Source organism: Bradyrhizobium sp. S3.7.6 (genome assembly GCF_054061875.1).
In genome coordinates, this window is sequence record NZ_JBSSEQ010000001.1 from 7,859,779 (window position 1) to 7,878,655 (window position 18,877).

The 18,877-nt window shown below is 66.3% G+C and carries 14 protein-coding genes; 5 read left to right on the top strand and 9 right to left on the bottom strand.

Going from position 1 to position 18,877, the window contains the following annotated elements:
- Positions 1–52: 52 nt before the first annotated feature.
- The 6 genes from ACVJ5M_RS37990 to ACVJ5M_RS38015 all read right to left on the bottom strand — a co-directional run bounded on the left by ACVJ5M_RS37990 (position 53) and on the right by ACVJ5M_RS38015 (position 8,561).
- Positions 53–2,062: a methyl-accepting chemotaxis protein gene (locus tag ACVJ5M_RS37990; RefSeq protein WP_354099730.1), complete on the bottom strand. Its 2,010-nt coding sequence runs from the start codon at positions 2,060–2,062 to the stop codon at positions 53–55.
- 295 nt (positions 2,063–2,357) lie between these two features.
- Positions 2,358–4,367: a HAMP domain-containing methyl-accepting chemotaxis protein gene (locus tag ACVJ5M_RS37995; protein WP_063985130.1), complete on the bottom strand. Its 2,010-nt coding sequence runs from the start codon at positions 4,365–4,367 to the stop codon at positions 2,358–2,360.
- Between the two features lie 270 nt (positions 4,368–4,637).
- Positions 4,638–7,184 (bottom strand): HWE histidine kinase domain-containing protein, encoded by a 2,547-nt coding sequence (locus ACVJ5M_RS38000; protein ID WP_456679602.1) that lies wholly within the window; start codon positions 7,182–7,184, stop codon positions 4,638–4,640.
- On the bottom strand, positions 7,181–7,765 hold the full coding sequence (locus tag ACVJ5M_RS38005) for a biliverdin-producing heme oxygenase (protein ID WP_354099731.1): 585 nt from the start codon (positions 7,763–7,765) through the stop codon (positions 7,181–7,183). The genes ACVJ5M_RS38000 and ACVJ5M_RS38005 overlap by 4 nt, the downstream gene beginning before the upstream one ends.
- 131 nt (positions 7,766–7,896) lie before the next feature.
- Positions 7,897–8,064: a DUF1127 domain-containing protein gene (locus tag ACVJ5M_RS38010; RefSeq protein ID WP_084795279.1), complete on the bottom strand. Its 168-nt coding sequence runs from the start codon at positions 8,062–8,064 to the stop codon at positions 7,897–7,899.
- Positions 8,065–8,117: 53 nt separating this feature from the next.
- Positions 8,118–8,561, bottom strand: coding sequence for a nuclear transport factor 2 family protein (locus tag ACVJ5M_RS38015; protein WP_063985133.1), 444 nt, complete (start codon positions 8,559–8,561; stop codon positions 8,118–8,120).
- 91 nt (positions 8,562–8,652) lie between these two features.
- Between ACVJ5M_RS38015 and ACVJ5M_RS38020 the strand changes: the two genes are divergently transcribed.
- Positions 8,653–9,576 carry a LysR family transcriptional regulator gene (locus ACVJ5M_RS38020; RefSeq protein ID WP_063985134.1) on the top strand — a complete coding sequence of 308 codons (924 nt, stop codon included), beginning with the start codon at positions 8,653–8,655 and terminating at the stop codon, positions 9,574–9,576.
- Between the two features lie 199 nt (positions 9,577–9,775).
- Here the strand turns inward: ACVJ5M_RS38020 and ACVJ5M_RS38025 are convergent, their stop codons facing one another.
- Positions 9,776–10,396: a glutathione S-transferase family protein gene (locus ACVJ5M_RS38025; RefSeq protein WP_063986629.1), complete on the bottom strand. Its 621-nt coding sequence runs from the start codon at positions 10,394–10,396 to the stop codon at positions 9,776–9,778.
- 140 nt (positions 10,397–10,536) lie between these two features.
- Between ACVJ5M_RS38025 and ACVJ5M_RS38030 the strand changes: the two genes are divergently transcribed.
- Positions 10,537–11,814 (top strand): flavin-dependent oxidoreductase, encoded by a 1,278-nt coding sequence (locus ACVJ5M_RS38030; RefSeq protein WP_063985135.1) that lies wholly within the window; start codon positions 10,537–10,539, stop codon positions 11,812–11,814.
- A 261-nt stretch (positions 11,815–12,075) separates the two neighbouring features.
- Here ACVJ5M_RS38030 and ACVJ5M_RS38035 read toward each other — a convergent pair whose 3' ends face one another.
- A complete protein-coding gene (locus ACVJ5M_RS38035; RefSeq protein WP_063985136.1) occupies positions 12,076–12,498 on the bottom strand; it encodes a PaaI family thioesterase in 423 nt (140 codons plus the stop codon).
- A 52-nt stretch (positions 12,499–12,550) separates the two neighbouring features.
- Positions 12,551–13,690 carry an A/G-specific adenine glycosylase gene (gene mutY, locus ACVJ5M_RS38040; RefSeq protein ID WP_231144350.1) on the bottom strand — a complete coding sequence of 380 codons (1,140 nt, stop codon included), beginning with the start codon at positions 13,688–13,690 and terminating at the stop codon, positions 12,551–12,553.
- Between the two features lie 128 nt (positions 13,691–13,818).
- Between mutY and ACVJ5M_RS38045 the strand changes: the two genes are divergently transcribed.
- From ACVJ5M_RS38045 to smc, 3 genes are all read left to right on the top strand, one after another.
- Entirely contained in the window at positions 13,819–14,310 is a 492-nt protein-coding gene (locus tag ACVJ5M_RS38045) for a DUF721 domain-containing protein (protein ID WP_063985137.1), read from the top strand.
- A 139-nt stretch (positions 14,311–14,449) separates the two neighbouring features.
- Positions 14,450–15,106, top strand: coding sequence for a DsbA family protein (locus ACVJ5M_RS38050; protein WP_063985138.1), 657 nt, complete (start codon positions 14,450–14,452; stop codon positions 15,104–15,106).
- A 218-nt stretch (positions 15,107–15,324) separates the two neighbouring features.
- Positions 15,325–18,789: a chromosome segregation protein SMC gene (gene smc / locus ACVJ5M_RS38055; protein WP_063985139.1), complete on the top strand. Its 3,465-nt coding sequence runs from the start codon at positions 15,325–15,327 to the stop codon at positions 18,787–18,789.
- Positions 18,790–18,877: the final 88 nt, after the last annotated feature.

The following is an 18,877-nucleotide window of genomic DNA, read 5'->3' on the forward strand; positions in this document are numbered from 1 at the left end:
GACGCAGCTCTTGGAGGCCACGCGCATGCGCGTGGCCTTTTGCGTTTGCGGCTCAGGCGGCGTGGACCGAGCTCAGGAACTTCGCGACTTCCTGCTTCAGCCGGTTGCTGTCTGAAGACAGCGAGCGCGCCGCTGAGAGCACCTGCGAGGAGGCCGAGCCGGTCTCGGAGGCGCCGCGCTGCACGTCGCCGATATTGGTCGACACGCGCTGCGTGCCATGGGCGGCCTGCTGGACGTTGCGGGAGATTTCCTGTGTGGCAGCGCCCTGCTCTTCCACGGCCGCCGCGACCGTCGACGAGATCTCCGACAGCCGCTCGATGGTGCCGCTGATCTCCCGGATCGAGCCGACCGACTCCTCCGTCGCGGCCTGGATGCCGGAGACCTGCTGGGCGATCTCGCCCGTGGCCTTCGCGGTCTGCTCGGCCAGCGCCTTCACCTCGGAGGCGACCACGGCAAAGCCGCGACCGGCCTCGCCCGCACGCGCCGCCTCGATCGTCGCGTTCAGTGCCAGCAGATTGGTCTGGCCGGCAATCGTGCTGATCAGCTCGACCACGTCGCCGATACGGGCGGCGGCCTTGGACAGCTCACCGACCCGTTCGTTGGTCCGCGTTGCCTGACCCACAGCCTCGCTGGCGATGCGGGCGGATTCCTGCACCTGGCGGGCGATCTCCGAGACCGAGGAGGACAGTTCCTCGGTCGCCGAGGCAACGGCTTGCACATTGGCCGAGGCCTCCTGGGAGGCGCTGGCGACTTCCGTCGACAGATCCTGGGCGCGCGTTGCCGTCGTGGTCAGGGTGCCCGCGGAAACCTCGAGCTCGTTTGATGCCGACGACACGGTGTCGACGATCTCGCCGACCGCTCGTTCGAACTGATTGGCCAGGTTTCGCATGTCGGCCTTGCGGCTCTCCGCCTGCCGCGCCTCGACCTCGACCTGCTCGTGGCGCAGGCGGTCGGTCTCGACCATGCTCTCCTTGAACACCTGGATCGCCTTGGCCATCTCGCCGATCTCGTCGCGATTGCCGCGGCCGGGGATCTCGACCTTGAGATCGCCACCGGCGAGGGCTCCCATCGCCCGGGTCATCGTGGTCAGCGGTCCGACGATGCTGCGCGCGATCAGGAAGGCGACGAGGCCGCCGAACAGGACCGCAAGGCCGCCGGCGACTTCCTGAATCCAGGTCGTGCTGGCAATGACGCCATCGGCGGCCGCGCGCGATTTCTGGTAGTCGGCCTTCAATCCGGTCTCCGCCACCTTGAGCCTGTCGACGCTATCGCTGATCAAGGGGGCGATCTCGTTGCGGTAGATTTCATCGGCCTGGAGGATTGCGGCGGATGTCGTCTCGAAAGCCCCCTTGTAGGTCGAAAGTGAACTCTTGATCGGCCCGAACGCGGCCTTGACCTCGTCCGGCAGACCGGCCCCCTCAAGTGACTTGAGTGCTTGCTGCGCCCGATCGACATTGGTCCTGAAGGTCGCCGGCCCCTTCGCGTCCCGGACGGCGAGGAAACGCCAGTTTGAGACACGAACAAGGAGGATCTTGGATTCGAGATCGGCGACGGGGGCGGTCACGCTGGTGTCGCCGGTTGCACCCGCGGCCTCGACCAGCTTGCCGGTGTTAGCGGTGAGCTCGTCGCCGGCGGCGAGCAAAGTGGCCTTGCCTTTCGTCGTCTCGTTGACGGCAGCGCCCATGCGCTCGCGCAGGGACTTCATCTTGTCGACGTCGCCGACGAGGCCATTGTAGATCTTGAGCCGCTCCTCGGAGACCGTCGACTTGGCCGCGGCCCTCAACAGCTCGGCCGTCGCCGCCTCCCGCTCCGCAGCCTCCTTGAAGGCCGGCTCGTTGGCGTCATAGATGTAACGCAAATTGGCACGCCGCAGCGCCTGGAGGTTAATCGAGATTTCCTGGACGCGGGCGGTGTTGTCCGAGAGCGCGGAGAGCCGTGCCATCTGGCCCTGGACGGCCCACAAATTCCAGACCGCAACCGCGGCCATGATCAAACCAACGACCACGAGAACCGAAAATCCGGCGTAGAGACGCCCCCGAATTCTCAAACGCAAGCTCGGCATCACTGTCCACCCATTGCAGCAGAAAAGCAGAAGCAGCCGACGACCTTCGCGCGATTGCAACGACAGATCATTGCAACCACGCCTCCGAGAATCGCGCTGCGCTGCCGTACAATGCGGAACAATTGTTAATTGCGGCTGTATTTTTACCGGTGTCGAATACGGAGAAGCCGACGAAGACACCACCGTATTCCGGACATCAAGCGGTGGCGCGCGATCGATGTCCTCATCCTACCACACCGCCATGGCAGGTCCACGCGCATGCGCGTGGACCTTTGCTTTTGCGGGTCCGCGCCGATCAGGCAGCGTGGACCGAGTCCAGGAACTTCGCGACTTCCTGCTTCAGCCGGTTGCTGTCTGAAGACAGCGAGCGCGCCGCCGAGAGCACCTGCGAGGAGGCCGAGCCGGTCTCGGAGGCGCCGCGCTGGACGTCGCCGATATTGATCGAGACGCGCTGCGTGCCATGGGCGGCCTGCTGGACGTTGCGGGAGATGTCCTGCGTCGCCGCGCCCTGCTCTTCCACGGCGGCGGCAACCGCCGACGAGATTTCCGACAGCCGCTCGATCGTGCCGCTGATCTCCCGGATGGAGCCGACCGACTGCTCGGTCGCGGCCTGGATGCTCGAAATCTGCTGGCCGATCTCGCCGGTCGCCTTCGCGGTCTGCTCGGCCAGCGCCTTGACCTCGGAGGCGACCACCGCAAAGCCGCGGCCGGCCTCGCCGGCGCGCGCGGCCTCGATGGTGGCGTTCAGCGCCAGGAGGTTGGTCTGGCCGGCGATCGTGCTGATCAGCTCGACCACGTCGCCGATGCGGGCGGCCGCCTTGGACAGCTCGCCGACGCGCTCATTGGTCCTGCTCGCCTGCCCGACGGCCTCGTTGGCGATCCGGGCGGATTCCTGCACCTGGCGGGCGATCTCGGTGACCGAGGAGGACAGCTGCTCGGTCGCGGACGCCACCGCCTGCACATTGGCCGTGGCCTCCTGTGACGCCGACGCCACCTCGGTCGACAGATTCTGTGCGCGCGTCGCGGTCGTCGTCAGGGTGCCCGCCGACGCCTCCAACTCGTTCGATGCCGACGACACGGTGTCGACGATCTCGCCGACCGCCTGCTCGAACTGGTCGGCGAGCCGGACCATGTCGGCCTTGCGGCTCTCCGCCTGCCGCGCCTCGGTCTCGGTCTGCTCCGTGCGCAGCCGTTCGGTGTCGATCATGTTGGTCTTGAACACCTCGATCGCCTTGGCCATGTCGCCGATCTCGTCGGCCTTGCCGCGCCCGGGAATCTCGACCTCGAGATTGCCGCCGGCCAGCAGCCCCATCGCGCGCGTCATCGAGGTCAGGGGACCGACGATGCTGCGGGCGATCAGGAAGGCGACGATCAATCCGAACAGGGTGGCAAGGCAGCCAGCGATCGCCTGCACGGTGGTCGTGCCGTCAATCACGGCTTCGGCCTGGCTGCGCGACTCCTTGTAGTCCTTCTTCAGGGCGGCTTCCGCGACCTTGAGCTTGGCGATGCTGTCGACGATGAGGGGCGCGAGGCTCTTGTGGTAGATCTCGTCGGCCTGGAGCATCGCGGCCGACGTCGTCTCGAACGCGGATTTGTAGATTCCGAGTGAGGTCTTCACCGGCGCGAGCGTCGTGCGCAGTTCGGTCGCCTGCGGGCTCTTTTCGAGCGCCGAGAGGCGCTGCGACGCCCTGTCCACATTGGTTCTGAAGTTGGCGGGCCCCTTGCTGTCGCGCAGGGCCAGGAAACGCCAGTTCGCGATCTGGACGAGAAGGAGCCTGGATTCGAGATCCGCAACGAGGGCCCCGGTGTCTTCGTCGACGGCTGCGCGCGCCACATCGACCAGCTTGCCCATCTTGACAGTCAGTTCGTCACCGCTGGGCAGCAGCGTCGCCTTGCCGGTCCGCGCCTCGTTGACGGCGTCGCCGAGATTGTCACGCAGGCTTCGCATTTTCGCGATGTCGGCGATCAGATCGTTGTAGAGCTTCCGCCGCTCCTCGGAGAGCGTCCCCTGCGCCCCGACCTTCAACAGCTCGGTCGCCGCGGTCTCCCGCTCTGCGGCCTCCTTCATTGCGGGCTCGCTGGCGTCGTAGATGTAGCGCAGATTGGCGCGCTGGATCGCCTGAAGATGGGTCGAGACCTCCAGGACACGCGCCGTGCTGTCCGAAAACGCCGAAGCCTTTGCGACCTGGTCCTGCACGGACCGCAAATTCCAGATGGCGACCACCGCCATCACGAGACCAACCGCCACCAAGGCCATGAAGCCTGCGTACAGGCGCCCCCTGATCCGCAAACGAAAGTTCGGCATTCCCACTGTCCACCCAGGTGCATGTGAATTCGGGCGGACGAACGACCCCGGCAATCGTCACGGCCACCCCCGGCAGCCGCGAGTCGCTTTTCGGCACCCACGCTGCACCGCGGTACAATGAGGGACACTCGTTAATTGAACCTTCCGATTTTTCGCGCATGTGTGCGCCGGCCCGCCCAAGACCTGCTGATTTTATCGGCAGTTGCGCAGGTTTCGGCGCAAAGCCCGCAGCCGCTTGCAGAGCGCTGCACGCGTCGCCGGGATGGATGTCTATTGGGCGACCGTCCCCTGCAATTTGCCGAGCGCGTTCTCGACGACTTCCAGCGTGTAGGGCTTCTGGACCACCGGCGCGGACGCCAGCTCTTCCGGGATCGGCGCGCGCTCGCCATAGCCGGTCGCGAACATGAAGGGCACGCCGATCTCCTTCAGCTTCTCGGCCACCTTGATGCTGCTCTCGTTACCGAGGTTGAGATCGAGCAGCGCAAAACCCGGACGCGTGCGCTCGATCGCGCGCAACGCCTGGTCGACGCTCGCCGCAGTATCGACATGGCGGGCACCGAGATCGAGCAGGATGACTTCCGCCGCCATGGCGATGATCAGATTGTCCTCGACGATCAGTGCCGTCTCGGAAATTCGCGGACGGGCGGGTTGCTGCTCCTCGACGCGCATGGCGGCTCCTCCGATTGATGGCACCAGTTCGACAAAATTGGGCGGGATGATAAACTTGGCCTGGACCCCGAGCAGGTCGAAGCGGATTTCGGCTTCGCCCTTGAGGTCGAAGGGGACGGAACGCTCGATGATGGTGGTCCCGAAGCCGCGGCGCGACGGCGGCTGCACTGGCGGACCGCCGCTCTCCTTCCATTCGATGACAAGGCTTGAAGACGGATCGAGACGCCACACCACCTCGACGCTGCCGGTGGAATCGGCCAGCGCGCCATATTTGGCGGAATTGGTCATCATCTCGTGCACGACGAGCGCCAGCGTCGCGAACGCCTTGGGATCGAGCGCGACGTCGGGCCCGCCCATCTTCACGCGGCCGGCGCGCGCGCCGAGATAGGCGCCGGCCTCGGACTCGACCAGCGAGCGCAGCGCAACCGGCGCCCAGTTCAAATTGGTGATCTGGTCGTGGGCGCGAGCCAAGGCCTCGATGCGGCCACCGAGCACGCCGGCGAATTCCTCGACCGACGTGGCGGTGTCCTTGCTCTGCGCCACCAGCGCGCGGACGAGGCTCAAAATGTTGCGGACGCGGTGATTGAGCTCGGCGATCATCAGCTCCTGCCGCTCCTGCGCGCCGCGACGCTCGCGGGCGGCAAGGTCGGACAGTTGCAGGATCACTTCGAGCAGCGTGACGCGCAGGCTCTCGGCGATGCGGATGTCGGCCGTGGACCACGGTTTCGACTGGCCCGCCACCGTTTCCTGCCAGAGCTCAAAGCTCTTGCGCGGCGTCAGCCGCGGTCCGTTCGGACCCTCGTCATAGACCTTGTCGGGCGCGCCGGCCCAGTTCACCGAGCGCACGACCTCGCGCCGGAAGAAGATCAGGCAATCGCGCGGAGTCCGTGAGATCGGAATGGCGAGAAATCCCGCCGCGCGGTCGCGAAAGGACTGGCCCGCGGCATAGACCTTGGCAATCTCGGCACTGGCGAAAATCCGTCCCGGCGAGGTTCGGTTGATGAAGGCAACCAGATCCTTCACCTCGTCCTCGGTCGGCGTCTGGCCCTGAAGCGTGATCTTGTTGTCGGACCACACCGCCACGCCGTCGCAATCGATCATCCCGCGATAGTCGCCGAGGAAGTCGACGATCGCGCGCCGGCTGTGCTCATGCGAGGCCGCGGTCTCGATCAACCGCTCCTGCACCTGGTGAGCGCGCATCTCATAGGCGACATTGCCCTCGCGCTCGCGCCCCTCCACGATCCAGGAGAACATCTGCCCGAACAGCTCGGACGCGGTGCGCTTCTCGAACGAGATGTAGCGCGGCGAATAATGATGGCAGGCGAACAGGCCCCACAGCTTGCCGTCACGCAGGATCGACACCGACATCGAGGCGCCGACGCCCATGTTGCGCAGATATTCGATGTGGATCGGCGAGACCGAGCGCAGTACGCTCATGGAGAGATCGAGCAGCCCCGCATTGTGCGTGGCCGTCGAAAACAACGCGGCTGGTTTCGAATTGATATCGGCGATGATGCGCAGCCAGTTGCGCTGATAAAGGATGCGGGCCTGTTTGGGGATGTCGGAGGCCGGATAGTGCAGGCCGAGGAACCGTTCGAGGCCGGCTTCCGCAGCTTCAGCGATCACCTCACCCGATCCGTCCGGGTGAAATTGATAGACCATGACGCGGTCGAATCCGGTCAGGACCTTGAGCTGGCGCGCCGCCTCGCGGGCGAGCTCGGTCATGCCGCGCGTCTTGCGGATTCGCTCCAGCATCAGGCGGACGAGCTCGCCGGAATTGACGCCGGGCTCGTTGACGCTGGGCTCCGCCTCGATGACCAGATAGGCGCCGGAGAAGTGGATGGAGAGATCGTAAGGCGGCTTGCCGGCCTGGAGTTCGACACCGAACATGCGCTCGGTCGTATCGGGGCCGCTGAGATGATCGACGCGGCTGCGAATGGTCTCGACCGCGGCTTCCGAGATGACGCGCGACAACGGCTGCTGGAGCAGGTCGGCGACGTCAGTCCCGAGAAAGCTGTCGACATTGTCGGAGGCCATGCAGATCGTGAAATCCGACAGCACCGTGAGCAGGAAGCCGAACGGCTGGACACTGCCGGGGATGTGGATCGGCTCGCGATCGCAATTGGTGAGATTGACCGCCTCGTTCATGCGCGGTCCGCCGCCTGCTCGAAGGCCGCGAAGGCGAGACGTGCCGACTCGATCGCCTCGTCCTCGTCGCATGCCTCTTCGTTTTGAAGTTTCGCCAGAAAGCTCTGCCAGAGCCGTTTGCCCGCGCCATGGCTGAGATAGGCGGTGGCCTCGCCGATGCGCGGATCGCCCGCATCGGCAACCGCCTTCAGCAGAAACTTTGCGCCGAGCTGGGAGCCCTCCAGAACGTACAACGTGCCGAGCATGCCACTGCGCGTCAGCGGCGGCACGGACACGGTGGATTGCGCGGCGCTGCCGAGCTGCGCGAGATCCGCCGCGATCGCGGCGCTACGCGCCCGCTCCCGCCAATCCGGAAACATCTTGGCGACGCCGGCCTGCACAAGCGCAGCTTCGAGCGGAAGAAGTGCGCCGGCGCTGGCTTGCAGGAAGCGGCGGTAACCGGACAGGACTGTGAGGTCGAACGACGAAAGCTGCGCATCGAGCTCCCGGTGCGCATTCGCAGTCGCATCTCTCAATCGTTCGCGGAGTCCGGAAAAGCTGCGGCCCACCTGTGTTGAAACGTCCGAAACCCCAGCCAGCATGAAATGTCCCAAACGCGTGCAATGCCGGGGCGCGATTGCCCCCGAACCGAGCAAACGCCCGGCGGAACCCGAAGGTTCCGCCGGCTACGATAAAATGGGAGGCAGGCGGCGCCTGGATCTCGTCCGTTTGTCTAACTCCGTCGCACCGGTCTCCTCAGTTCGTACGCGATCTCCGCCCGGGTCATGCCGCAGTCCTGAAGCTCCCGTTCGCTCATGGCGGCGAGCTGGCACCGGGCCCGGGACCGCTCGCGCCTGACATGGACGATCGCTATCAGCCTGCGCCAGATCGACACGACCATCGCCGAACGGGGCCGACGGCACCGGTCGGCGGACGAGATGGTCCTCGATCCGGTCAGCTCGCGGCCCTCACGGGCGTCTGCGGAAACGGACCGAGCGCCTTCTCGGTCAGGGTCGAGTCGCAATATTCCCGGATCTCCTTGATCTTCCCGTCCTCGAGGCGAAACACCAGGCAGTAGTCGTTGTCATAACGAACGCCCTCGGGCGTGACGTTGTCGCCCTTGGCTTCCACCACGACGACGTCGCCATCGGCGATGAAACGGTGAGCCACGGTGCGCGTCCGATCGCGCAAGCGGGTGCGCACATAACCGTGCAGATCGTTGAGGATCGCCTCCTTGCCGGTGAAGGTGCGCGACCAGGAGTACTGTCCGGTCACGACCCATCTGGCATCGTCGGCAAGGCTTGCGGCGAACAGGGCCCGGTCGCGCGCGGCCGGATCGGGGCTGGCGGCGGCGGCAAAGATATCCTGCATCAGTTTCTTGTTGGCGCTCGCGCTCATGGCGGCATCTCCGTTTGGTGGCAACACGGAGATCATCCCCGCCGGATGAGAATTCTTCAAATCGATAGTGGATATGATATCTATTCGCTTCATGAATTTGAATTCGCTTGACCTCAATCTCCTGACCGCGCTCGACGCGCTGCTGCGCGAGGCCAATGTCAGCCGGGCCGCGCTTCGGATCGGGCTGTCGCAGCCGGCCGCGAGCCATGCGTTGCAACGCCTGCGCGACATCTTCGGCGATCCGCTGCTGGTGCGCACCGGCGCGCGCATGGAGCTGACGCCGCGGGCGCAAGCCCTCCGCGCACCGCTGGCCCAGGCGCTCGACCAGGTGCGCGGGCTGTTCATACCCGACGACTTCGACGCCGCGCGCAGCGAGCGGCAATTCCGCCTGATGATGCCTGATCTCGCGGTCGAGCTGCTGATGCCGCCCTTGATGGAGAAGGTGACGCGGGCCGCGCCCAACGTCCGCATCGACGTCGTACCGTGGCGGGGCCCTGCGATCTTTCACGCCGAGTTCGCCCGCACCATCGACCTCGTGATCTCGATCGGCAACGCCTTCAAGGGCTTTCACCGCCAGTTGCTCTACACCGACAGCGACGCGCTGGCGGTGCGGCGCGGCCATCCCATGGCTGCGAAGCTGAAGCGGCGCGAGACGTTCCTGGCGGCACGCCATGTCGGCGTGATCATCCGCGGCCAACCGGAGGATCTCATCGACACCTGGCTGCGGACCAAGGGCATCGAGCGGCACATTTCGCTGGTGGTGTCAGGCTATCTCGAAGCGCTGCACGTCGCCGCCCGCACCGACCTCGTCGCCTTCGTGCCGCGCCGGCTGATCGCGGCGCTGTCGAAGCAGTTCGGCCTCGTCACGGTGACGCCGCCGCTCGATCCAGGGATCGACGAGCAGTTCATGTTCCATCCGACGCGGGCGCAGATGGACCCCGGCTCGATCTGGCTGCGGCGGCTGATGCTGGCGACGGGACGGGAATTGGAGAAGAAGGAACGGCGTGCTGGGTAGGACGCAGCTTCAAAACAAATGGTGTCGTCCCGGACAAGCGCAGCGAAGCGGAGCGCCGATCCGGGATCCATAACCACAGGGCGCGGTTTGGCGAAGACTCGTGGTCGTCAGCTCGTGTCACAACTTCTCCCTGTGGTTATGGGTCCCGGGTCTGCGCTAACGCTTGCCCGGGACGACAGGGGAATATGTGGCCGCGTTCCTACGCCTTCTGCGCGTCCATCACCTTGCGCACGGCGGGGCGGTCTGACATGCGCTTGAAGTGGTCGGCGATCTTCGGCGTCGCGTTGATGTCGACGCTGTCGCCTTCGAGCCAGTGCGAGAGCGTGTGGAGGTAGGGATCGCAGATCGTGAACTGGTCGCCCATCACCCAGGGACCTTTGAACATCTTCTGCTCGATCAAGGAGAAGCAGGCGCCCATGCTCTTCGGCACCATCGCCTTCATGTCGGCGAACGAGCTCTCCTGCGTCGCCCAGCGCGCGCCGCGCATCTTGTGGGCATGGTTGATGTGCGCGGTCGAGCAGAGATAGGAATTGAACGACTGCACCTGGGCGAAGTCGAAGGGATCGTCGAGCGGGGCGAGCTTCGCCTTGGGGAAGGTCTGCGCGATATAGGCCAGCATCGCGGGCGTCTCGGTCAGCACGCCGCGATCGGTCACCAGCGCCGGCACGCGGCCCTTCGGATTGATCGCGAGATAGTCCGGGCTGTTCTGCTGGTTATCCTTGAAGCTCAGCCGTTCAGCCGTGTAGTCGGCGCCGGCCTCCTCCAGGGTCATGTAGGTGGCGAGCGCGCAGGTGCCGGTGGCGTAGTAGAGCTTGAGCATGTCGGACCTCATGGGAAAATTGGAAACTAACGGCTGCGGGCCGCCAGGTCCATAGCACGCTGTTCTAGGTGCTTTGCTCTTCGCAGTTGCCCACCGCCGCCCGCCTGTGCCAAGACGCCTGCAATTGGAGGGGTTTTGTCATGACCGTACTCATCGCCGGTGGCGGCATCGGCGGGCTGACGCTCGCGCTCAGCCTGCACGGAATCGGCGTTCCCGTAAAAGTGTTCGAGAGCGTCGCGGAACTGAAGCCGCTCGGCGTCGGCATCAACGTGCTGCCGCATGCGGTGCGCGAGCTGATCGAGCTCGGGCTGATGGACCGGCTGGACGAAAGCGGCGTGCGCACCCGCGAGCTCGCCTATTTCTCCAAGCACGGCAAGCCGATCTGGAGCGAGCCGCGCGGGCTGGAGGCCGGCTACAAATGGCCGCAATTCTCGATCCATCGCGGCACGCTCCAGCAGCTTCTGCTCGACACCGCGATCGAGCGGCTCGGCCGCGAGAATATCCTGACCAGCCACCATCTGACGGGCTGGACCGAGACGGACAGCGGCGTGCGCGCCAATTTCGTCGACAGGGCGACCGGCAAGGCTGCCGGCAGCTACGACGGCGCGATCCTGATCGCCGCCGACGGCATCCATTCCGCCGTGCGAGAAAAGCTCTATCCGCAGGAGGGACCGCCGATCTGGAACGGCCGCATCCTCTGGCGCGGCGTCACGCCGTCAAAGGCGTTCCTCACCGGCCGCACCATGATCATGGCCGGGCACGAGATCCTGAAATTCGTCTGCTATCCGATTTCGAAGGCGCCGGACGCAGCGGGCAACCATCTGATCAACTGGGTTGCCGAGCGCCACATGCCGCCGACCTATCAGTGGCGGCGCGAGGATTATAACCGCACCGCGCGGCTCGAGGAGTTTCTGCCCTGGTTCGAGAGCTGGCAGTTCGACTGGCTGGACGTCCCCGGCCTGATCGAGAACTGCCCGCACGCCTACGAATACCCGCTGGTCGACCGCGATCCGGTGTCGCAATGGACCTTTGGCCGCGTCACGCTGATGGGCGACGCGGCGCATCCGATGTACCCGATCGGCTCGAACGGCGCCTCGCAGGCGATCCTCGATGCCCGCACCATCACGCGCGAGATCCTGGCGCATGGCCCGACGACCGCGGCGCTGCTCGCCTATGAGGCCGAGCGCAGGCCCGCGACCACCGACCTCGTCCTGCTCAACCGCAAGAACGGCCCCGAGCAGGTGATGCAGCTCGTCGAGGAGCGCGCGCCTGACGGATACGACGTCGTCACCGACGTGCTGTCGCAAAAGGAGCTGGAAGACATCGCCGCCAACTACAAGCGCGTCGCCGGCTTCCAGGTCGAGGCGCTGAATGCGAAGCCGCCGATCGTGAGTGCTGGTGCGCGCGCGAGGGCGTGATGCTCTCGCTCAAAGCGAGATGTGCATGAATGCGCCCTCGCCCCTTGCGGGAGAGGGCAGCGACGCCGGTGGACGCAGGCTCACTCGGGTGAGGGGTCTGTCTCCGCGAGTCCAACTCGCATTTGAGTTCGCGGAGACATACCCCTCATCCGGCGCCATAGCCGAAGCTTCGCTTCGGCGTTCTCTTAAGAACGGCGGCCCGAAGGCCGCCTATGCCACCTTCTCCCGCAAGGGAGAAGGGAAGAGGAATGCGCGGCTCGACTATTTCCCCACCACCCTCGCCGCCTCCAGCAGCCGCTCGCTCGCGCTGGCCGTCGCCAGCACCGTGCCGTCTTCCGCCATCAGCTTCGCCTCGACGAACGCAATCGTCTTGCCGAGTTGCGTCACCTTGGCCTCACCGATGATCGGACCGGGCCTTGCGGGGCTGAGGAAATTCACGGTCATGCTGATCGTGGTGGTGTAGAGCCGGCCCTCGCTCATCACCAGCACGGCCGGCCCCATGGTGTCGTCGAGCATGGCAGAGAGCATGCCGCCCTGGATGAAGCCCGCCGGATTGCAGAACTCGGGCTTACCCTGGAAGGCGAGCCTGATCCAGCCCTCCTCCGGACGGGCATCGAGCAGGCGCCATCCGAGCAGCTCGGCGCAGGGCGGCCTCTTGAAGTTGTCGAGTGCGGTCTTGACCATTGGCAGCCTCCGTATCGGGCGCTGATAGCGTAGCGCTGCTGCCAGCGTGCTGTCAGGAAGGTGGGGCCCTTGAAGGGTCCAGCGCGTGCGCGATCACCTTGCGCATGACGTTGGGCAGCGCTTCACCGGCGAGGGTCGCGATCGGCACCCAGCGCATGCCCTCGGGCGCGCGAGTGCGCGCTTCGGCCTTCGCCGTGTAGACCACCAGCTCCAGCGGAAAATGCGTGAAGACGTGGGTGACGACGCCCACCTTGCGCTGCCAGCGCGACAGTCCCTTCAGGTCCGGCGCCTGCTGCTTCGCCGTCGCGTCTTCCTGGCCGGCCAGCCAGTCCGAGCCCGGGACCTCGGTCATGCCGCCAAGGAGGCCTTTTTCGGGCCTCGAGCGCACCAGCAGCTCGCCGCCGCGCGTCACGACGAAGGCAGCACCGCGCCGCAACGTTCCGCTCTTCTTCGGCGCCTTGCGCGGAAACGTTTCCTGCGTCGCTAGCGCACGCGCGGTGCAACCCTCATTGAGCGGACAGAGCGAGCAGGCCGGCTTCTTCGGCGTGCAGATCGAGGCGCCCAGATCCATCAGCGCCTGCGCGCTGTCGCCGGCGCGAGACGTCTCGTCGCCGGCGCGAGCGTCCGCAAGCAGCGTCGCCGCCAGTTGCTGGATCAGCGGCTTGGCCTGCGGCAGCTCCTCCTCGACGGCGAACAGGCGCGACACCACGCGCTCGATGTTGCCGTCGACCGGCATGGTGCGGCGGTCGAAGGCGATCGCGGCGATCGCGGCCGCCGTATAGGGCCCGATCCCCGGCAGCGCGCGCAGCCCCTCTTCCGTGTCCGGAAACACACCGCCGTGCTCGCGCGTCACGGCGACCGCGCAGGCATGGAGATTGCGCGCGCGGGAGTAATAGCCGAGGCCAGCCCACATCCGCAGCACGTCATCCTGCGACGCCCGCCCCAGCGCCGTGACATCCGGCCAGCGCGCGACGAACTTTTCGAAATAAGGGCCGACGGCTTTCACGGTGGTCTGCTGGAGCATGATCTCCGACAGCCAGACGCGGTAAGGGTCCGAGGTCTCGCCGGGCATCGCGCGCCATGGCAGACGGCGGCGATGGCGGTCGTACCAGGCGAGCAGCAGCGTTGGGCGAGCCGATGCCTCCGACTGAATTGGTTCCGACTTGGCCATTAGTGCCGATTTGGGGCTCATGCTCTCACTGTAGCGGCAACGCGCCGGCCTCTCCACGTCATGCCCGTGCTCGTCGCGGGCATCCACGTCTTTCTTCGCGGAACGCTCCCCAATGGTGAGGCCTGCGCTCCAAGGTGCTATAAGGGTCCATGTCCAAATTCCCTCCCAGACCCGGTCCCATCAGCGCCAAGCCGCTTTCGCTGCTGCTCAACGACGTCTTTGCCGAGGCCTATGCCAAGCAGGGTTTTGCCGCGCGCGAGCTCGTGACCCGGTGGGCGCAGATTGCCGGGCCGGAGATTGCGGCCCATGCCGAGCCCTTGAAGATACAATGGCCGCGGCCGGTCGAGGGCCAGCCGCAGGAGCCGGCGACCCTGGTGCTGCGGGTCGAGGGGCCGATGGCGCTGGAGATCCAGCACTCCGCCGACGTGATCCTGGAGCGGGTCAACCGCTTCTTCGGCTGGAGCGCGGTCGGCAAGCTCGCCTTCCGCCAGGCCCCCCTGTCGCGCGCCCGGCCGCCGGTCCGGCCCGGTCCGCCGGATCCCAAATCGGTGGCCAAGGTGGCGGAGAGCCTGGGGGACATCGAAGATGAAGAATTGAAGACAGCGCTGGCGCGGCTCGGGGCCGCCATCAAGCGAAATTGAGCCTCATTCCGACGGTAATCTGGACCCGTCCCTGTCGCTCGCCATTGCCTCGAACTACGTTTCAAGCTAGCGACAGGCCGCCTGAACGGGAACTCAATAGGACCCTTGGGGCGAGACCACATCAATCCGGGAGCCGACCTTGATCATCACCCGCCGCGCCTTCAACACGATGCTGTCGCTGACCGGTTTTGCCGCGCTCGCCGGGCTGTCGCCGCTGCGGTTCATCTCCGAAGCGATGGCGCAGTCGGCCGCCGATGTGGCCAAGCCCGTGTCGCTGCCCGACATGGCACTCGGTCCCAAGGATGCCCCCGTCACCATCACCGAATATGCCTCGATGACCTGCCCGCATTGTGCGGCGTTCAACGAGCAGGTGTTCCCCAAGATCAAGTCGGAATACATCGACACCGGCAAGGTGCGTTACATCTTCCGCGAGTTCCCGCTCGACATCAAAGCCGCCGCCGGCTCGATGCTGTCGCGCTGCATCGCCAAGGACGACGCGCCGAAATATTTCGCGGTCACCGACATGCTGTTCCGCCAGCAGAACGACTGGGTGCTGAAGAACACCACCGAGACCCTGACGCGGATCGGCAAGCAGGCCGGCCTCACCCAGCAGCAGGTCGAGGCCTGCCTGAAGGACCAGGCGCTGCTCGACAAGATCGCCGCCGACCAGAAATACGCCAGCGACGTTCTGAAGGTGGATTCGACGCCGACCTTCTTCATCAACGGCGAGAAGATCAAGGGCGAAGCCTCGTTCGATGAATTCGCCAAGAAGATCAATCCGCTGCTGAAGAGCTGATTTTCCCCGCTCAACGCCTGATTCGCATCTCGAAAGCCGTATCTTTCCCGGCATAAATCCCTTGGGAAAAGCGGCTTTCGCCGGTTGCCCTCGCGGCGCACCGCGGCCATTGTCCGACCGCATGAGGCGCCTCGCGCGACTCACCCAGAGAGTGACATTGCCTTCCATGGTATTGTCCCGGCAGGGGGATTCGCGCCTGCCAACAGAGATGCGTGCTTATGAAAATCACCCGCCTGCGCCTTCACGGCTTCAAGTCCTTCGTTGAGGCCACCGACTTCGTCATCGAGCCCGGCCTGACCGGCGTGGTCGGACCCAACGGTTGCGGCAAGTCGAATCTCGTCGAAGCGCTGCGCTGGGCGATGGGCGAGACCTCGTACAAGTCGCTGCGCGCGGCCGACATGGACGCGGTGATCTTCGCCGGCTCCGGCAACCGTCCTGCGCGCAACCACGCCGAAGTGACGATGACGATCGACAACACCGATCGCACCGCGCCGGCGGCGATGAACGACAGCCAGCTGCTCGAAATCTCCCGCCGCATCGAGCGCGAGGCCGGCTCGGTCTATCGTATCAACGGCCGCGACGTGCGTGCGCGCGACGTGCAGATCCTGTTCGCCGACGCCGCCACCGGCGCGCGTTCGCCCGCCCTCGTCCACCAGGGCAAGATCGGCGAGATCATCCAGGCCAAGCCCGAGCAGCGCCGCCGCGTGCTGGAAGACGCCGCCGGCGTCGCCGGCCTGCACGCCCGCCGCCACGAGGCCGAATTGCGGCTGAAGGCGGCCGAAACCAACCTCACCCGCGTCGAGGACGTGATCGGCCAGCTCGCCGGCCAGATGGAAGGCCTGAAGAAGCAGGCCCGCCAGGCCGTGCGCTATCGCGAGGTCGCGGCCAAGGTCCGCAAGGCTGAAGCCACGCTGTTCCACCTGCGCTGGATCGGCGCGCATGCCGACGTCAACGAATCCGGCCAGACCCATGATCTCGCGGTTCGCGAGATGGCCGAGCGCACTCAGCACCAGGCCGAAGCCGCCCGCATCCAGGCGATCCGCGCCACCGAAATGCCGGCGCTGCGCGATGCCGAAGCGCGCGCCGCGGCCGGGCTGCAGCGCCTGACCAATGCCCGCGAGCTGCTCGACCGCGAGGAAGAGCGCGCCAAGGAGCGCGTCGCCGAGCTCGAGCGGCGCCTGGCCCAGTTCGAGGGCGACATCTCCCGCGCCCAGCAGCAGACCATGGACGCCGACGTCGCGCTCCAGCGGCTCGACACCGAAGACGCCGAGCTGAAGGAAGAGATCAAGTCGCGGGTCGAGAAGCGCTCCGGCGTCGACGAGCGCGTCGGCGAAGCCGAGGCGGTGCTGACCGAAACCGAGCACCAGTTCGCCGAGCTCACCACGGCGCTCGCCGACCTCACCGCCAAGCGCAACCAGCTCGAGGCCAATGTCCGCACCCATCGCGACAAGCTCGCCCGCCTCGACCAGGAGATTTCGAACGTCGCGGCCGAGGAGCAGAAGCTTGCCGACGAGACCGGCGGCTTCGGCGATCTCGACGAGCTGACCGCAACGGTCGAGAACGCGGAGCAGACCCTTGCCGCTTCGGAAGCCGCGGCCCAGGCCAGCGAAGCTGCGCATGTTGCCGCGCGCCAGACGCTGGAATCCTCACGCTCACCGCTCGTCGAAGCCGACAAGCGCGTGCAGCGGCTCGATACCGAAGCGCGCACGATCTCCAAGATCGTCAACGGCGAGACCAAGAATCTGTGGCCGCCGATCATCGACGGCATCACCGTCGACAAGGGCTTTGAGAAGGCGATCGGCGCAGCTCTCGGCGACGATCTCGACGCGCCGGTCGATCCGTCCGCGCCGATGCGCTGGACCAATGCCGGCGTCACCGACGGCGATCCGGAGCTGCCCGAGGGCGTCGTGCCGCTCGCGAGCCACGTTCAGGCGCCCGCCGAGCTGGCGCGCCGCCTGGCGCAGATCGGCGTGGTGCCGCGCGAGCGCGGCGCCGAGCTGGTCTCGCAGCTCAAGACCGGCCAGCGGCTGGTCTCGCCCGAAGGCGACGTCTGGCGCTGGGACGGCTTTGTCGCCGCAGCCCACGCCCCGACCGGTGCGGCACGGCGCCTCGCCGAGCGCGCCCGCCTCGTCGACATCGAGAACGAGCTGGAGCAGGCCCGCATCGACGCGCAGATCAAGCGTCAGGCGCTGGAGAACGCCGAGTCCGAGCTGCAGATGGCCGCCAGCACCGAAGGTGCGAGCCGCGAGGCCTGGCGCGCCGCCCAGCGCGAGGTGAACGTCGCGCGCGAGCGCCATGCCACCGCCGAGCGCGAGATCAGCCGCCGCGCCGCGCGCAAGGCGACGCTGTCGGAAGCCCATAGCCGTCTCGCCGCCGACCGCGCCGAGGCCGAGGCCGCGTACGAATATGCCGAGGCCGGGATCACCGAGCTGCCGTCGAGCGAGGACACCGAAACCCGTCTCGCCGCCGTCCGCAGCGACATCGAAGGCCATCGCCGTATGGCCGCCCAGGTCCGCGCCGAGGCGCAGGCGCTGGCGCGCGAAGCGGAGCTCGCCGACCGCCGCGTGCAGGCGATCCTCGCCGAGCGCACCGAGTGGCAGAACCGCAAGGAGAGTGCGGCCTCTCACATCGACACCATCCAGACCCGCATCACCGAGGTCTCGATCGAGCGCAGCGATCTCGAAAACGCGCCCGCCGTGTTCGCCGAGAAGCGCAGCGCGCTGATCACCGAGATCGAATACGCGGAAAACGACCGCCGCATGGCCGCCGACGCGCTCGCCTCGGCCGAGACCGCGATGGCCGAAACCGATCGCGTCGCCAAGCTGACACTCGAAGCGCTGTCGAGCTCCCGCGAGGCCACCGCGCGCGCCGAGGAACGCATGGAAGGCGCACGGCGCCGGCTCGAGGACATCGAGCGCGAGATCCGCGACATGCTGGAGGTCGAGCCGCAGGCCGTTGCCGGCCTCGCCGAGATCGAGCCCGGCGCCGAGCTGCCGCCGCTGCACGGCATCGAGGAAGACCTCGAAAAGATGCGCCGCGACCGCGAGCGCCTCGGCGCCGTCAACCTGCGCGCCGAGGAAGAGCTGCGCGAGGTCGAGACCCAGCACACGGGCCTCGTCACTGAGCGCGATGACCTCGTCGAAGCCATCAAGCGGCTGCGCCAGGGTATCCAGAGCCTCAACAAGGAAGCGCGCGAGCGGCTCCTGACCTCGTTCGAGGTCGTCAACAACCACTTCAAGCGCCTGTTCGTCGAGCTGTTCGGCGGCGGCGAGGCCGCGCTGCACCTGATCGAGAGCGACGACCCGCTCGAAGCCGGTCTCGAGATCATCGCAAAGCCGCCGGGCAAGAAGCCGCAGACGCTGTCGCTGCTTTCGGGCGGCGAGCAGGCGCTGACCGCGATGGCGCTGATCTTCGCGGTGTTCCTCACCAACCCCTCGCCGATCTGCGTGCTGGACGAAGTCGACGCACCGCTCGACGACCACAACGTCGAGCGCTACTGCAACCTGCTGCACGAGATGACCAGCTCGACCGACACCCGCTTCATCATCATCACGCACAACCCGATCACGATGGCGCGGATGAACCGGCTGTTCGGCGTCACCATGGCCGAGCGCGGCGTCTCGCAACTGGTGTCGGTGAGCCTGTCAGAGGCGGTGGACATTCTCGACCAGAACGTGGCGTGAGCCTCCGGTCGTTCCACACCCATTGACGTCATCATCCGCCTTGTGCGCAAATTGCGCACTGGAGCGGATGATCCAGTACGCCGCGGGC

Bases quoted from the DNA above. Each gene is read 5' to 3' on its own strand.
- ACVJ5M_RS37990 (WP_354099730.1), bottom strand. From the start codon at position 2,062: ATGCCGAGCTTGCGTTTGAGAATTCGGGGGCGTCTCTACGCCGGATTT.
- ACVJ5M_RS37995 (WP_063985130.1), bottom strand. From the start codon at position 4,367: ATGCCGAACTTTCGTTTGCGGATCAGGGGGCGCCTGTACGCAGGCTTC.
- ACVJ5M_RS38000 (WP_456679602.1), bottom strand. From the start codon at position 7,184: ATGAACGAGGCGGTCAATCTCACCAATTGCGATCGCGAGCCGATCCAC.
- ACVJ5M_RS38005 (WP_354099731.1), bottom strand. From the start codon at position 7,765: ATGCTGGCTGGGGTTTCGGACGTTTCAACACAGGTGGGCCGCAGCTTT.
- ACVJ5M_RS38010 (WP_084795279.1), bottom strand. From the start codon at position 8,064: ATGGTCGTGTCGATCTGGCGCAGGCTGATAGCGATCGTCCATGTCAGG.
- ACVJ5M_RS38015 (WP_063985133.1), bottom strand. From the start codon at position 8,561: ATGAGCGCGAGCGCCAACAAGAAACTGATGCAGGATATCTTTGCCGCC.
- ACVJ5M_RS38020 (WP_063985134.1), top strand. From the start codon at position 8,653: ATGAATTTGAATTCGCTTGACCTCAATCTCCTGACCGCGCTCGACGCG.
- ACVJ5M_RS38025 (WP_063986629.1), bottom strand. From the start codon at position 10,396: ATGCTCAAGCTCTACTACGCCACCGGCACCTGCGCGCTCGCCACCTAC.
- ACVJ5M_RS38030 (WP_063985135.1), top strand. From the start codon at position 10,537: ATGACCGTACTCATCGCCGGTGGCGGCATCGGCGGGCTGACGCTCGCG.
- ACVJ5M_RS38035 (WP_063985136.1), bottom strand. From the start codon at position 12,498: ATGGTCAAGACCGCACTCGACAACTTCAAGAGGCCGCCCTGCGCCGAG.
- mutY (WP_231144350.1), bottom strand. From the start codon at position 13,690: ATGAGCCCCAAATCGGCACTAATGGCCAAGTCGGAACCAATTCAGTCG.
- ACVJ5M_RS38045 (WP_063985137.1), top strand. From the start codon at position 13,819: ATGTCCAAATTCCCTCCCAGACCCGGTCCCATCAGCGCCAAGCCGCTT.
- smc (WP_063985139.1), top strand. From the start codon at position 15,325: ATGAAAATCACCCGCCTGCGCCTTCACGGCTTCAAGTCCTTCGTTGAG.